At 36.8% G+C, this 13,094-nt stretch carries 14 protein-coding genes and 1 pseudogene; 7 read left to right on the top strand and 8 right to left on the bottom strand.

Annotated features, from left to right (window positions below; all coding sequences use genetic code 11):
• Positions 1-225: 225 nt before the first annotated feature.
• The 7 genes and pseudogenes from NLW78_RS13995 (at position 226) to NLW78_RS13965 (ending at position 5,412) form a co-directional block, all read left to right on the top strand.
• The gene (locus tag NLW78_RS13995; protein WP_254497776.1) at positions 226-1,761 is read left to right on the top strand and encodes a sodium/proline symporter; all 1,536 of its coding nucleotides are present in this window, start codon (positions 226-228) and stop codon (positions 1,759-1,761) included.
• A gap of 572 nt (positions 1,762-2,333) precedes the next feature.
• The gene (locus NLW78_RS13990; protein WP_254497775.1) at positions 2,334-2,636 is read left to right on the top strand and encodes a hypothetical protein; all 303 of its coding nucleotides are present in this window, start codon (positions 2,334-2,336) and stop codon (positions 2,634-2,636) included.
• Positions 2,637-2,835: 199 nt separating this feature from the next.
• The gene (locus tag NLW78_RS13985; protein ID WP_254497774.1) at positions 2,836-3,369 is read left to right on the top strand and encodes a GNAT family N-acetyltransferase; all 534 of its coding nucleotides are present in this window, start codon (positions 2,836-2,838) and stop codon (positions 3,367-3,369) included.
• Between the two features lie 144 nt (positions 3,370-3,513).
• Positions 3,514-3,663 carry a hypothetical protein gene (locus NLW78_RS13980; RefSeq protein ID WP_254497773.1) on the top strand — a complete coding sequence of 50 codons (150 nt, stop codon included), beginning with the start codon at positions 3,514-3,516 and terminating at the stop codon, positions 3,661-3,663.
• Between the two features lie 115 nt (positions 3,664-3,778).
• A pseudogene (locus tag NLW78_RS13975) lies at positions 3,779-4,261 on the top strand (HIT family protein).
• A 151-nt stretch (positions 4,262-4,412) separates the two neighbouring features.
• Positions 4,413-4,922, top strand: a complete 510-nt coding sequence (locus NLW78_RS13970; protein ID WP_254497772.1) for a GNAT family N-acetyltransferase — start codon at positions 4,413-4,415, stop codon at positions 4,920-4,922.
• Between the two features lie 109 nt (positions 4,923-5,031).
• Positions 5,032-5,412: a hypothetical protein gene (locus NLW78_RS13965; protein WP_254497771.1), complete on the top strand. Its 381-nt coding sequence runs from the start codon at positions 5,032-5,034 to the stop codon at positions 5,410-5,412.
• A 204-nt stretch (positions 5,413-5,616) separates the two neighbouring features.
• On the opposite strand, the gene mbcS is transcribed toward NLW78_RS13965, so the two are convergent.
• The 8 genes from mbcS to NLW78_RS13925 form a co-directional block, all read right to left on the bottom strand.
• A complete protein-coding gene (mbcS, locus tag NLW78_RS13960; RefSeq protein ID WP_254497770.1) occupies positions 5,617-7,191 on the bottom strand; it encodes an acyl-CoA synthetase MbcS in 1,575 nt (524 codons plus the stop codon).
• Positions 7,192-7,349: 158 nt separating this feature from the next.
• On the bottom strand, positions 7,350-7,982 hold the full coding sequence (locus NLW78_RS13955) for a hypothetical protein (RefSeq protein ID WP_254497769.1): 633 nt from the start codon (positions 7,980-7,982) through the stop codon (positions 7,350-7,352).
• A gap of 2 nt (positions 7,983-7,984) precedes the next feature.
• Positions 7,985-8,515: a PilN domain-containing protein gene (locus NLW78_RS13950; RefSeq protein WP_254497768.1), complete on the bottom strand. Its 531-nt coding sequence runs from the start codon at positions 8,513-8,515 to the stop codon at positions 7,985-7,987.
• On the bottom strand, positions 8,515-9,507 hold the full coding sequence (gene pilM / locus NLW78_RS13945) for a type IV pilus biogenesis protein PilM (protein ID WP_254497767.1): 993 nt from the start codon (positions 9,505-9,507) through the stop codon (positions 8,515-8,517). Before pilM ends, NLW78_RS13950 begins: the two co-directional genes overlap by 1 nt.
• A gap of 28 nt (positions 9,508-9,535) precedes the next feature.
• Positions 9,536-10,288, bottom strand: coding sequence for a prepilin peptidase (locus NLW78_RS13940; protein ID WP_254497766.1), 753 nt, complete (start codon positions 10,286-10,288; stop codon positions 9,536-9,538).
• A gap of 76 nt (positions 10,289-10,364) precedes the next feature.
• The gene (locus tag NLW78_RS13935) at positions 10,365-10,802 is read right to left on the bottom strand and encodes a prepilin-type N-terminal cleavage/methylation domain-containing protein (RefSeq protein WP_254497765.1); all 438 of its coding nucleotides are present in this window, start codon (positions 10,800-10,802) and stop codon (positions 10,365-10,367) included.
• 33 nt (positions 10,803-10,835) lie between these two features.
• The gene (locus NLW78_RS13930; RefSeq protein ID WP_254497764.1) at positions 10,836-12,044 is read right to left on the bottom strand and encodes a type II secretion system F family protein; all 1,209 of its coding nucleotides are present in this window, start codon (positions 12,042-12,044) and stop codon (positions 10,836-10,838) included.
• On the bottom strand, positions 12,031-13,080 hold the full coding sequence (locus NLW78_RS13925) for a type IV pilus twitching motility protein PilT (RefSeq protein WP_302328572.1): 1,050 nt from the start codon (positions 13,078-13,080) through the stop codon (positions 12,031-12,033). The genes NLW78_RS13930 and NLW78_RS13925 overlap by 14 nt, the downstream gene beginning before the upstream one ends.
• Positions 13,081-13,094: the final 14 nt, after the last annotated feature.

Genomic DNA, 13,094 nt, shown 5'->3' with positions numbered 1-13,094 from the left:
AGTGCGTGTCGAAATTTTCCGATTTTTCCACGTACACCTCGTTTTAACCTCACAACTTCTAAGACTAACCTAGATGATTATTTTCACGAGCAAGAACAAATTACATTAGGAGGTTTTACAGATGAACTTTGACATGATTCTTGGACTATTCCTTATTCCATTAGGAATTATCGCTACAGGAGTAGTCTGCTACATCCACACAGGAAAGAAAGAGGGTGACCATTCATGAGTGCACATCCAATAACGCTTGCGATTCTCGTATTGTATATTGCTTTATTAGTTGTTATTGGTTTATCTAGTACGAAGAAAAGTTCTGGAGGTTTATCCGACTTCTTTTTAGCTGGAAGAAATTTAGGGAAATGGACAGTTGCCCTTAGTGCTGTTAGTTCCGGAAGAAGTTCTTGGCTAGTACTTGGTGTAACAGGAATGGCCTTTCTATCTGGCTTAAATGCAGTTTGGGCATTAGCTGGTTTTATTACAGTAGAAGTATTTATGTTTTTCTATGTAGCCCGTCGCTTCCGCATTTTCAGTGAAAAGACCGGAAGTATTACAATTCCAGACATTTTACAAAGCCGATACAACGATAAGCATCACCTATTACGTTGGACTAGTTCCTTAATTATTATCTTTTTTATGATTGCTTACGTTGGTGCACAAATTGTCGGTGGAGGAACTGCCTTTTCTGCTAGTTTCGATATTCCCTCTTCTACAGGTATGTGGATAACGGCAGCGATTATTTTAGTTTATACAATGCTTGGCGGATTCCACGCTGTTAGTAAAACAGACGTTTTACAAGCATTCTTTATGTTTTTATCATTAGTTGTTCTACCAATTATTGCAATCATTAAATTAGGTGGCATTGGTCCTATCATCGATGCGATGAACACACAAGGAGATGGATTTACGAGCATTTGGATCTTCGGATTTGGTGCTATTGTCGGTTTACTTGGAATTGGGTTTGGAAGTCCTGGTAACCCTCATATTCTCGTTCGTTACATGTCTTTGAAAAATGTAAAAGAAATGCGCCAAGCCGCTTTAATATCTACGTTTTGGAACGTTATTATGGGCTGGGGAGCTGTTTGGGTCGGATTAGCAGGACGAGCATTTTTTGCCTCTGTTGATGAACTTCCAAACGGCAACCATGAAGCGGTGTTTACAACATTAGGTAGTCAATTGTTAGACCCTGTAACGATGGGGATTTTGTTCGTTGCTGTATTCGCAGCCATTATGTCTAGTGCGGACAGTCAACTATTAGTCGGTTCAAGTGCAGTAATCCGAGATATTTATGAGCGAATCTTTGCGAAAGATAAAGAAATCCCACAGCAAAAACTTGTCCTGTATAGCCGGGTAACCATTGTAGTATTTATGTTACTTGCTGTACTGTTAGCCTTTTCCGCAACAGAATTCGTTTTCTGGATGGTATTATTCGCCTTTGGTGGATTAGGGGCATGTTTCGGTCCGACATTACTTCTTTCGTTCTACTGGAAGCGTACAACGAGGGCAGGAATTTTAAGTGGTATGATTCTTGGATTAATTACAGTAATCTTAGTAAAACAGCAGCCACAATGGACATATGCCTTTTTACCCGACGTAAAACAAATGTTTGCCAACATTCTTTTCGGGGTCACTTACGAAGCAGTACCTGGGTTCCTTGTCGCAACATTAGCTACAGTCGTAGTAAGTTATTTTACGAAGCAGCCTGATCACTCTGTTCAAATCGTAGACGAATTAAAACACGGACAAATTGAAGAAAAAATGTAATTGTAAATTAAAAAGAGTGTGGACATAGAGTAACGTATTCAGTATTCGGAGAAATAACACACCAATAGGAGCACAAAGCGCATAGCGTTTCGTGCTCCTATTTTTATTAATATGACAACATTTATAAGTTTTTTAACATCTGAATTCATATCACAAATAACAAACGTACATAAATTTATATGCAGCTTACAGATAGGTGCTAAAAATATTATATTTTAAATGTGATAAATAATGCTATAAATGAGTTGTTCTACTTTTATAAAGTTTTTCTGGGAATTTATGTTAAAATGGATAGAAACAGAACGAGCTTGTTCACAACGGGGCAGTTTAGTTTAATAAGAAATGTTTTTTTGACAGTGGGACAATTGAGGAAAAGAAAGAGAAGTATTGTGTGTTACCTGTACTGACTATGTAGCTTATTTATCCATACCTTGAACGCGTTAAAGAGGAATACTGCAATCGTATACGCCCCTTGAAAATGGAAATGTTGCAATTTTGGACTATTTTTAAATGAGAGCAAATGAACTCTGTTGAACGAACGGGTTATAATATTCTTTCAGGTGGGTTGTTTTATGAAAACGTCCTTAATCTACGTTTTGTTAAATGCATTGTTATATCCGGTTGTTATTACACTCATGTTTGTTGGATTCCTAGGTGGCGCTTTAACGAACGGGAACCTCGGATTTGGTAATGTGATATGGTTATATCTCATTGCTTTACTTCCGAATATGCTTTCCCTTTTAGTAATCCATTTTTGGGGCTATAAGTGGAACTTGAACAAAAAAGTGAACGCCGTTATGTTTCTTTTGTTTGCATTTATACTGGCATACTTCGTGATAATGCAGCCATTGGAAATACAAAATATCTTTAAATAATGATTAATAGTATGAGTTCATAAGCTGACTTTTTGTTTATAAACGGGTGCAAGTAAATCGATTCTACAACTATTGGGGGCTTATCTACAAGAAGGACAAGCTCCTTTTTTGTTGAAGTCATTGTACTAAAGGGGTAGTTTAGTTTAATAATGTGATAAACTTTATCAAAAATAACAGATAAGGAAGGTACGATTGAAATATGTTGCAAAAGTTTGAAACTGAACGCTTAGTTTTGAGACCTTATGATTTAAGTGATGCACCGAGGGCTCAAAAAATAGGAGACGACAAAGCTGTAGCAGAGACTACTTTTATTCCTTATCCATACACATTAGAAAAAGTTGAAGATTGGATTAAAAATCATTCGTCACTCATCGAAAATGGAGACGCTTATCCGTTGGCAGTAATATTAAAAAGTGAAAAACAACTTATAGGGACTATGACTATTCGTATTGATAAAAATCATCATAAAGGCGAGTTAGCATACTGGGTAGGCAAAGATTATTGGGGAAAAGGATATGCAACAGAAGCTTCTAAGAAAATGCTTGAATTTGGATTTAAAGAGTTGAATCTAAATCGAATCTGGGCTCCAGTAATGAGCAAGAATAAAGCGTCAGGAAAGGTAATGCAAAAAGTTGGGTTGAGTTATGAAGGTACATTAAAACAAGATATTTTAAGATGGGATAAATACGAAGATATTGATATATATGGTCTTCTAAAAAAAGATTATAACTAACTATTATCTTCAACTAATGGGTGCTTATCTACAAGAAGGATAAGCTCCTTTTTTTGTTGAAGTTATTGTACTAAAGGGGCAGTATAATTAAATAGAAAGGCTATTTGCTACTTATTTTTGGGGTGCTAAAAAAGGAGGGGAAATATGGTATTTACCTGGATATTGGGAGTTATCGGAGCAGTTTGGTCAACAGTTTTTCTTGACAATCCAAGTCCTACAGGTTTTTTTGCAGGTTTTACAGCCGGCACGCTAATGGATTTATATCGTTTACTAAAAAAAGAAAAGCAATCTTAACAATATCTATCTTCAACAAACGGGGGCGTTAGTTAAAGAAGTAGATCGCTCCTTTTTTATTGTACTAAAGAGCAAATAAGTTGAAGAAGTGTTATTACTTTTCAGGGGGTAAGATATGAGGAAGATAACTCTATCGAATGGTAAAACAATTGAAGTAGAGTGTTTAAGTTGTGCTCTGACAAGTGGACTTATTGCACCAGACGGGGGAGTAATATTTGAAACAGAATACTTCCATGTACATCAAGATGTTGCATATCCAATAAGGTGATTAATCATATTAGCCTCTAAGCGTCACATCAAATGTTTCGATGAATTAACAGATGAGGAAAAATCAGATTATATAAAGGTTCTATCAAAGGTAAGACAAGCTCAAAGAGAAGTTTTAGGAATTGAGTATGTGTATTATTTTTACAATGAAGATACAACTCACCATTTTCATACTTGGATGGTCCCAAGATACGAATGGATGTATGATTTTGGTCGTTCCGTTGAATCTGTTAGACCTGTTTTACTTCATGCTAGAAATGAAATGAACAGCAGAGAAAATATTAAAGAAGTAATGGAAGCAATTAACTCTCTAACTAAAGAATTGAATTAAATAATTGTTTTATTAAACAAACGGGAGCAAGAGTGCAAGAGGGGCTATTAATCGGCCGCTCATTTTTCTTGTAGTGCTAAAGGAGCAGTTTCATGATAAGGATAATAGTTTTAAACAATAATCTAAGAAATAACATGAAGAGGAAACAATTATGGAAATAAGACTCGAAAAACTGCAGCGAAATGATGCTAAAATGTTATACGAATTTGAACTTAAAAACAGAGATTTTTTTGAGAAAATGGTACCAAGTCGTGGAGAGGAGTATTATAATTTCGAAACCTTTACATTAAGGCACGAATCCTTACTGGATGAGCAAACTAAAGGGCTGTCATATTATTATTTAATTAAAAATGAAACTGGCTTAATTCTTGGAAGAATGAATTTAGTAGACATCGATAAATCCCGTAATTTAGGTTATATCGGTTATAGAGTTGGAGAAAAGTATACTGGAAAAGGAATTGCTAACAGAGCATTGAAACTGTTATTAGACACTCTTAACAAGCAAGGTATTAAACAGATTTTAGCGAAGACAACGACTAACAATATAGCTTCACAAAAAGTCTTGGAAAAAAGCGGGTTTAAGCATATATCAACAAGTAATGAAGAATTTATAATGAATGGAAACCGTGTAAAGTTTGTTTACTTTAAGTTGACTATTTAAGACTATTCAACTTAGGGGTGCTAATAGTGAACAGAGAGTTGTCAATGCCGTAGCCCGTGTTGCTTATAAAGTTATGAATAGGCATGTTAAAAAATAGGAGGTGTAAAATGTGAGTATATTGATGCAAAGACATCCTTTTTTAATTCTGTTTATGTCTCTCTTCCTTGTAGTAGGATGTACGGAAAGTTCCAAAAGTGAAGGCGGGATGATGAATGTACCAGAAGAGGGAAATTACCATTTTAAAGCCTTTATTGATAAAGATATCGAAACACAATATCAACAGATGCGTAATGTTGTTTCGGAATTAAATGAATCTACTGATATAAATTTAACGGAAACTGCGGTCCTTAATAGATCGGAGGCAATCTTAGAAAAATATGGACACTTAATTGACGATTTTCCAACCTATATATTGATTGACCATAGCGGAATTGTGGTGAATACATCTGATGCAGATGAAATTGTCAATTTTATGAAAACAGAAAAATAGTTACTTCACTAACGGGTAGTTTAGTTGAAAAGAAAATAAAATAATACGATAAAACGCTCAGATATTTTTCTGAGCGTTTTAATTTGCTGTTTATACTGCGAAATAAAGTTCGGAATGTATACTCATCATTGTATTATTTCCGTTGTTATCAGCTATTTTTCTCTCACGAAACTGAACCCGTTAGAAATAAAGTCACACTCTTTTTTATTCATGTACTTTTTGCTCTCTTTGTCTTAACTCAATCCTTCTAATTTTTCCTGATGTTGTTTTCGGAAGTTCCTTGATAAATTCCACTTTTCTAGGATATTTATAAGGTGCCGTTAATTCTTTTACATGATCTTGCAGTTCCTTCACTAACTTCTCTGTTCGCTTAATATTTTCCTTTAAAACGACGAATGCCTTCACAACATTACCTCTTACTTCATCAGGGCTTGCTACAACAGCACACTCTTTCACAGACGGATGTTTGACGAGGGCATCTTCAACTTCAAATGGGCCAATTGTATATCCTGAGCTAATGATAATGTCATCACTACGCCCTTCAAACCAAAAGTACCCGTCCTCATCCTTTTTCGCTTGATCACCAGTTAAGTAGTAATCACCTCGATAAGAGGCTTTCGTCCGTTCGTCATCTTTATAGTAATGTTTAAATAAAGCTGGTGTATCTTTATGAACAGCAATATCACCGATCTCCCCAACTTGGACCGGTTCACCATCTTCATTAATAATTTCTACTCTATTACCAGGTGTCGGTTTTCCCATTGAGCCTGGTTTTACTTCCATATCCTTCATAATTCCAACGAGTAATGTATTTTCCGTCTGCCCATAACCGTCCCGTACCGTTACATCGAAATATTTTTGGAACGTATCAATGACCTCACGGTTTAACGGTTCTCCGGCAGATACTGCGCTATGTAGATTCGTTAAGTGATAATCTTTTAGGTTATCTACTTTAGCCATCAATCGGTATTCGGTTGGTGTGCAACAAAGAACATTTACATCATATTGATCTAACAAACTTAAATATTTGTTCGGGTCGAATCTCCCTTGATATACAAACCCGGTTGCGCCACTGCCGAGTACTGATAAAAATGGACTCCATACCCATTTCGCCCAGCCTGGACCAGCTGTTGCCCAAACCGTATCTCCTTCATCAATACAGAGCCAACTTTTCGCGGCTGTTCTTAAGTGAGCATACCCCCAACCATGGGAATGGACAACACCCTTCGGATTGCCGGTTGTTCCTGAAGTATACGATAAAAAAGCCATATCATCCCGTGACGTTTCGGCAGTTGAAAGTTGATCCGATTGTTCAACCATTAATGTTTGCAATGGCTTCCATCCTTCTGCCTCGCCACCTAGTACAAACTTTTTCACATTTTCGCTAAGCTTTACTTCTTTAAATCGGTCTACAAATGGCTGTAACGCAACAATTCCTTTCACTTCTCCATGGTCAATGCGGTATTGGAGATCCTTCGGCATTAACATTTCTGAACTAGGAATTAAGATGATACCCGCCTTTAATGCCCCAATATACACTTCATAAGCTTCAATTAAGCGAGGTATCATAACAAGGATTTTATCACCTTTTTGCAGCCCTTCACCTTTGAACGCATTGCCGATTTTGTTTCCATTACGGATTAGTTCTTTGTACGTAATTTCGTTCTTTGCACCTTCCTCATTCTCCCATTTCAACGCTACTCTATTATTCGTCGTATATTTCTCAAACTCTGTTACAATGTTATATTTTTGAGGTGCAATCAGTTCATTACGATTCATTCCGATCCCTCCTAATCCTAATTTATATGCTTGTTTTCAATTTAGATTATATCAAACTTTAATGAATCTTTTTAATTGTTAGATAATTATTCTCCATTTATGCTTAGTATTACTGTCTAGTAAAAAACTCCCGTCTATATCGGGAGTTTTATGAAATATTATTGAAATGGATTTTCCTTTTGAGAAGGTTCAGGGATATTAAATGTTGGTGCCTCATCTTGTAACCCTTCTATCCCTTCGTAATAGAACGTTGATAACGATAAAGTTAACAAATAGTTTCCCTCTGGACCAGGGTCGTTAAATGATAGGTTGTCTACGGAGAAGATCCGTTCATTTTGCTCTAACAATTCAACAAAGGACATCATATTTTCATATGTTGGACTTTCTACTGTCAATTGAAGATGTAAACTCATAATATCACGAAAATCCTCTTCTTCACCTTCACTTGCAAATGGTTGTGGCTCTGAAAGACTATAGGAAAATATATTGCTATCCGTGGCTTCTTCAATCTCATTTAACGCAAAAATAATTTGTTCTACATTCGGGTTTAACGGTAATTGCTCTTGCAAATGTACCGTGCTTTTATCAGCATATTGATTCATCTCTTCATCATAACGTTTTTCTACTGCTTTTAATAATTTTTGCTTTTGGGCTAACGATTCTTGCACCTTATCCTGTTCAGCTAATAAGGGCTTTACGTTAAAGAAATAGATTCCAACAATAACTCCAAGTACAACAACGGCAGAGATACTTAATATCATTTTCTGAACTTTGTTTAACTCTTTTTTCATAGCTACCGCCCTCCCTTTAACACATCTGCATTAACGGTTATTTGGTAGTGGGCAATATAGCCGTCACCTTGTTCTGCGACGGACGATAATGTTACTTCGTTTACCCATTCTGCGTTCGACAGGTGGTTGAAATAATAAGCAGCAGCTATATCATCTTCAAGCAGTATGTTTAAACTGATACTACCAGCATGGTATTGAAGGGACTGAAAATATCCAGCACTTGGCAACAGCTTTGAAGCATTAGCCACTACTTGAGAACTAGCAACAGGGTAGTCACGTAGCATGGTGACTGTATGATCTAACTGTGAGAAATCCGACACCGAATCATTTAATTCTGCTTGTAAAGCTGATGCCTGCTGTTCTACTTGAGATGCCTGCTTTTCCATTTGAGCAATGTTTTCCTTCAAACTAGAGATGTAATAAAAGGCTAGTACACTAACCGCAGCCAATAATAAGACGCTACTTGCAACACCAAAGACAAAAATTTTACTTTTTCGTTCTTTCCTTGGTAAAAGGTTAACTTCTACTAACATTAATCTCCCTCTTTCATCGCCAAACCTAACACATTATAAAACTTATAATTCGGGTTTGAGTTTTTCGTTGTGCGAATCTCATTCGGAGGAAGGATGTCTAACGGTATACCATAGCGTTCTTTAATATGTTCCATTAATTCCTCTAAGAACGGATGATCTCCCGTCATTAAAATACGGGTGATCTGCCTTTCTCCATTGTGCAATGAAAATTGATAGAAACGTAATATACGGTCAATTTCGTTATAAACCTCTTCAAAGGCGTTTAAAACATGTTTCCGTTGAAACTGTTCCCGGTTTAATTGTCCACCTTGATGCAACGGTACAACCTTCCAAGAATTCTCTGGATAAGGTACGTTCACTTCCTGGGTAAAGACTGGGCGATGTTGCTCGAAGATACTTAAAGAGACAGATTTCACATTGCATTGAATTAACATGAACTGATCATTTTCATTCGTTAAACCAAAATGATCCAACAAACGATATTGACATAGTGGTGAAATGTCAGCCACGGTTGGTATGACTCTTTCATCCTTCAAGTAATTGTAATAGCTATTCACAATTTCCTCAGATGATGCAACAACTAAAACTTCCTTCGTATCTTCACTCTTTGCTCCAAGTGGAACGACATCGATAAGGGGGTTTTCAAAGGGTAGATGAATAGAATGCCCTAATTCAAAATATACATGCCCAACTAACTCCTCATCGGCAATTTTCGATGGCACGTCCATTTTTCGAACAATAACGGAGGAATCTGGCACGATGAAACGAACTTGTTTACCCTTTAATTGCCACTTTCGAACACATTGTTTAATCGCCCGACTAAACAAATCATGATCGATAATTTTCCCGTTCTCCACTACTCCTGAAGGTAAATAATGTTCATCACAATTGGTTACGACAACAGGCTTTTTTTGACTTTTTAGTTCAGCATAGCGAATTACGTAGTCTTGAAACTCAATATTCGCATATCTTTTATTCGTTAATAACGCCATTTCCTCTTCACCTAACTCTATGAAATTATTATATTAAAAACGAAATGTACCATGTTAATAGCTCTTCCCCGAAGAAATATGCTAGCAATGACCCTACGCTAATAAATGGACCAAATGGTATCGGTTTTTTCCTTTTCACTAGTCCTAAAGCCATTCCGATTAACCCGACAACAGCACCTAAAAAAGCAGAGAAGAAGAATGCTAATATTGCTAATTTCATACCTAGTGCATAGCCAATGACGGCAAAAAGCTTAATATCACCGCCACCCATCCCCCCTCTACTAACAAGGGCGATCAGAAGCAATAATAAAAACGCAACTACAGCACCGAGCATAGAATCATACCACGGCTGTAGTGGAACGAAGGTTCTTTCAATGATGAATAATACGAAGAAAAAGAAAACGACTTTATTTGGAATCAACATATAGGCTAGATCACTTACTGTAATGATCAGTAGCATCGTAATGAATGTTAAGGAAACGAGTAACTCAAGCTGAAACATATTTATGTAAGCAGCGAATGCAAATAATAACCCTGACAATAGCTCCATAATTGGATATAGCGGTGATATGGTAGCTTTGCATGCTTTACATTTACCACCTTGAAACAAATAAGAAAATACAGGAATGAGTTCATACCATTTTAGTTGATGTTGGCAGTAAGGACAGGCTGACCTTGGTGCTGCAATTGATTTTCCTTTTGGAACTCGTAAACCTACTACATTTGCAAATGAACCTATAACTAGGCCAATGATAAAGAAATATCCGATTATATATACCACAGCTTTTTCAGTCCTCTAAATTTTGTTTGAAAAACCGTGGTTATTGGTATATAACCACGGTTTTAAATTAAACATTTTAGTCTCCAATTGTTCTAACACCTGGAGTCCCACTATCTTCACCTGAACCACTTTCGTCATCATTAATTTCCATTATTGTAGCTCCAGTAAAGTTTAATTTTATTTTACCAGCTGATATATTACCTGTATCAATTTCTAATTCAGAACTAGAAAAATTCACAGTTGCACCTGCCAATTTGTCATCCGTCAATTGAAGGTATTCACTTAATCCTGATACCGCAAAAGTTGCACTAGATTCATTAGGATTTTCTAACTGATACAATTGCGCTGCTTCTAAAATTCTAATAGCATCAGCCTTAACTCCATCTTCTTCTGATTTTTGGATTAAGTTCCCAATCATCGGAATCGCAATTGCTGCAATGATTGCCAGAATTACAATTACAGCTAGCAATTCAATCAGTGTTAAACCTTTTTCATTTTTCATCAATTTTTTCATTAGGTTTTCCCCCTTAGTATATTAAAAAATTTATTAACCTACATTGTTAAATAGTTCAAACATCGGAACCATAATCGCTAGTACAATAGTCCCGACAATTACTGCTAAAACAACAATCATTAACGGCTCAATTAATGATTTGAGAGAATCTGTTGCGGTTTCTACTTCGGATTCATAGAAATCTGCAATTCTCCCAAGCATATGGTCCAAAGTACCCGTTTGTTCGCCTACTGCGATCATTTGGGTAACAAGAGGTGGGAATGCCCAATGCTTGTCTAACGGTTCCGACATCGATCGTCCCCGCTCTAATACATACCTCGACTCCCCTAATGCTCTAGAAAACACTTCATTACCGACTACCTTTTCTGTTAATGCTACCGCCTTTAAAATCGAGACAGAATTCATTAACAACGAACTTAACGTTCTACTAAAACGAGCAATTAACGCTTTTTTTAATAGATTCCCGAAAATCGGTATTCTTAATAGAAATAAATCTATGTAATACTTTGTATCAGGTTTTTGCATCATTGCATACAAGCCTATACCAATTATAACAATGATTAACAATAATAGCCACCAATTTCCAATTAACCAGGCACTTGAACCTATGACAAATTTCGTAATTCCTGGTAATTCTCCGTCAAATTGGGCAAACATATCGACAAATGTTGGGACGACATAGATTAATAGAAAAGCGATTACTGCTAATGCAATGAAACCGACCACAACAGGATATGTCATAGCTGATTTGATTTTTTGCTTCGTTTCATGTTGGCGTTCGAAGTATTCGGCTAACTCTTCTAACGTTTCTTCTAGTGACCCACTCACCTCCCCTGCATGGACCATATTTATAAATAAAGGTGTAAAGACTTTCGGGTGTTTCCCTAATGCATCAGACAGGGAGTTCCCTTCATTTAAGTCTACTTCCACCTGAGCCAACGTTTTCTTTAATACTTTACTCTCTGTTTGATTAATTAAAATTCGAGTGGAATCAACAATTGTTACTCCGGATTTAATTAACGTAGAAAATTGCCGTAAATAAATGACAAAGTCTGCTAACTTAACAGGATTACCGATATAAATATCTTTGGACCAAAGGGTTTCTTTTTTCGGTTGTAAATCTACGACACGTAAACCCCGATCACGTAATCGGGAGTGAACCATCTTCTTCGTATCACCTTGGATGACTCCTGTATGCTTTTTCCCTTGTCGATCGCGGGCTACATAGTTAAATTGAGCCATAAACATTCTCCTCTAAATAACCTTGAACAGATTCATGGGATACGAGTTGTCTTTGTAGTAAAGACTTAATGTTCATCTCAAGGGTGTGCATACCTAGATCTCTCGACGTTTGCATTAAATTTGGTAACTGGTGAATTTTATGATTTCGAATTAAACTACTTACTGCGTTATTTTGTACTAAAATTTCTGTTGCTGCAATCCGGCCGTTTCCGTGTTTTAGTGGGAATAATCGCTGTGAAATAACTGCAACTAGTACTGAAGCAAGCTGGTATCGAATTTGGGATTGCTGCTCTCCTGGGAATACATCAACAATACGTTCAATTGTTGACGGTGCGCTATTTGTGTGTAATGTTCCAAAAACTAAGTGTCCTGTTTCGGCTGCGGTTACTGCTGTCGTTATCGTTTCTAAATCACGCATCTCCCCTACTAATATAACATCGGGATCTTGACGTAGCGCTGAGCGTAATCCCGTTGCAAATGTTTGGGTATCCCGTCCTACTTGACGTTGTTCCAGCAATGACTTCTTGTTGTGATGAATATATTCGATTGGATCTTCTAGTGTAATAATGTGTTTACGCTTCGTTTCATTAATGTAATCGATCATTGCGGCTAACGTCGTTGATTTACCACTACCTGTTGGACCTGTTACTAAGACTAGACCTTGTGGTTTTGCTGCGATTTTTTGTAGTACGTTTGGCATTTGTAAACTTTCAAGGGACGGAATTCCTCCAGGGATTAAGCGAATTGCTGCTGACAATCCTTCCCGTTGTTTATATACGTTAATACGATAGCGGGAAATATCAGCAAGGTCATAGGAGAAGTCCACTTCTCCGTTTTGTTGAAATTCATCCCATAGTTGTTCCGGCATTAATGATTTTGTCATAGCTTCCAGTTCTACTTTGGAAAATGGTGTGTTCCCTATTGTTTCCAGATGCCCATATAAACGAAATACTGGAGGCATTCCAACTGTTAAGTGTACATCGGAAGCTCCTTCTGTATATGCCCTGTGTAATAGCTCATCCATGCGTTCTTTCATGCTTTACCCCCTAG

The sequence above is a fragment of the Salirhabdus salicampi genome (assembly GCF_024259515.1).
Classification (GTDB): domain Bacteria; phylum Bacillota; class Bacilli; order Bacillales; family Alkalibacillaceae; genus Salirhabdus_A; species Salirhabdus_A salicampi.
The sequence above is the reverse complement of the archived record's forward strand: the minus strand, read 5'-3'. Positions and strand labels throughout refer to the sequence as shown.

Coding starts and splice junctions, on each gene's coding strand:
- NLW78_RS13935 (WP_254497765.1), bottom strand. CDS start 10,802: ATGAAAAAATTGATGAAAAATGAAAAAGGTTTAACACTGATTGAATTG.
- NLW78_RS13950 (WP_254497768.1), bottom strand. CDS start 8,515: ATGTTAGTAGAAGTTAACCTTTTACCAAGGAAAGAACGAAAAAGTAAA.
- NLW78_RS13995 (WP_254497776.1), top strand. CDS start 226: ATGAGTGCACATCCAATAACGCTTGCGATTCTCGTATTGTATATTGCT.
- NLW78_RS13980 (WP_254497773.1), top strand. CDS start 3,514: ATGGTATTTACCTGGATATTGGGAGTTATCGGAGCAGTTTGGTCAACA.
- pilM (WP_254497767.1), bottom strand. CDS start 9,507: ATGGCGTTATTAACGAATAAAAGATATGCGAATATTGAGTTTCAAGAC.
- NLW78_RS13925 (WP_302328572.1), bottom strand. CDS start 13,080: ATGAAAGAACGCATGGATGAGCTATTACACAGGGCATATACAGAAGGA.
- NLW78_RS13990 (WP_254497775.1), top strand. CDS start 2,334: ATGAAAACGTCCTTAATCTACGTTTTGTTAAATGCATTGTTATATCCG.
- mbcS (WP_254497770.1), bottom strand. CDS start 7,191: ATGAATCGTAATGAACTGATTGCACCTCAAAAATATAACATTGTAACA.
- NLW78_RS13970 (WP_254497772.1), top strand. CDS start 4,413: ATGGAAATAAGACTCGAAAAACTGCAGCGAAATGATGCTAAAATGTTA.
- NLW78_RS13955 (WP_254497769.1), bottom strand. CDS start 7,982: ATGAAAAAAGAGTTAAACAAAGTTCAGAAAATGATATTAAGTATCTCT.
- NLW78_RS13985 (WP_254497774.1), top strand. CDS start 2,836: ATGTTGCAAAAGTTTGAAACTGAACGCTTAGTTTTGAGACCTTATGAT.
- NLW78_RS13930 (WP_254497764.1), bottom strand. CDS start 12,044: ATGGCTCAATTTAACTATGTAGCCCGCGATCGACAAGGGAAAAAGCAT.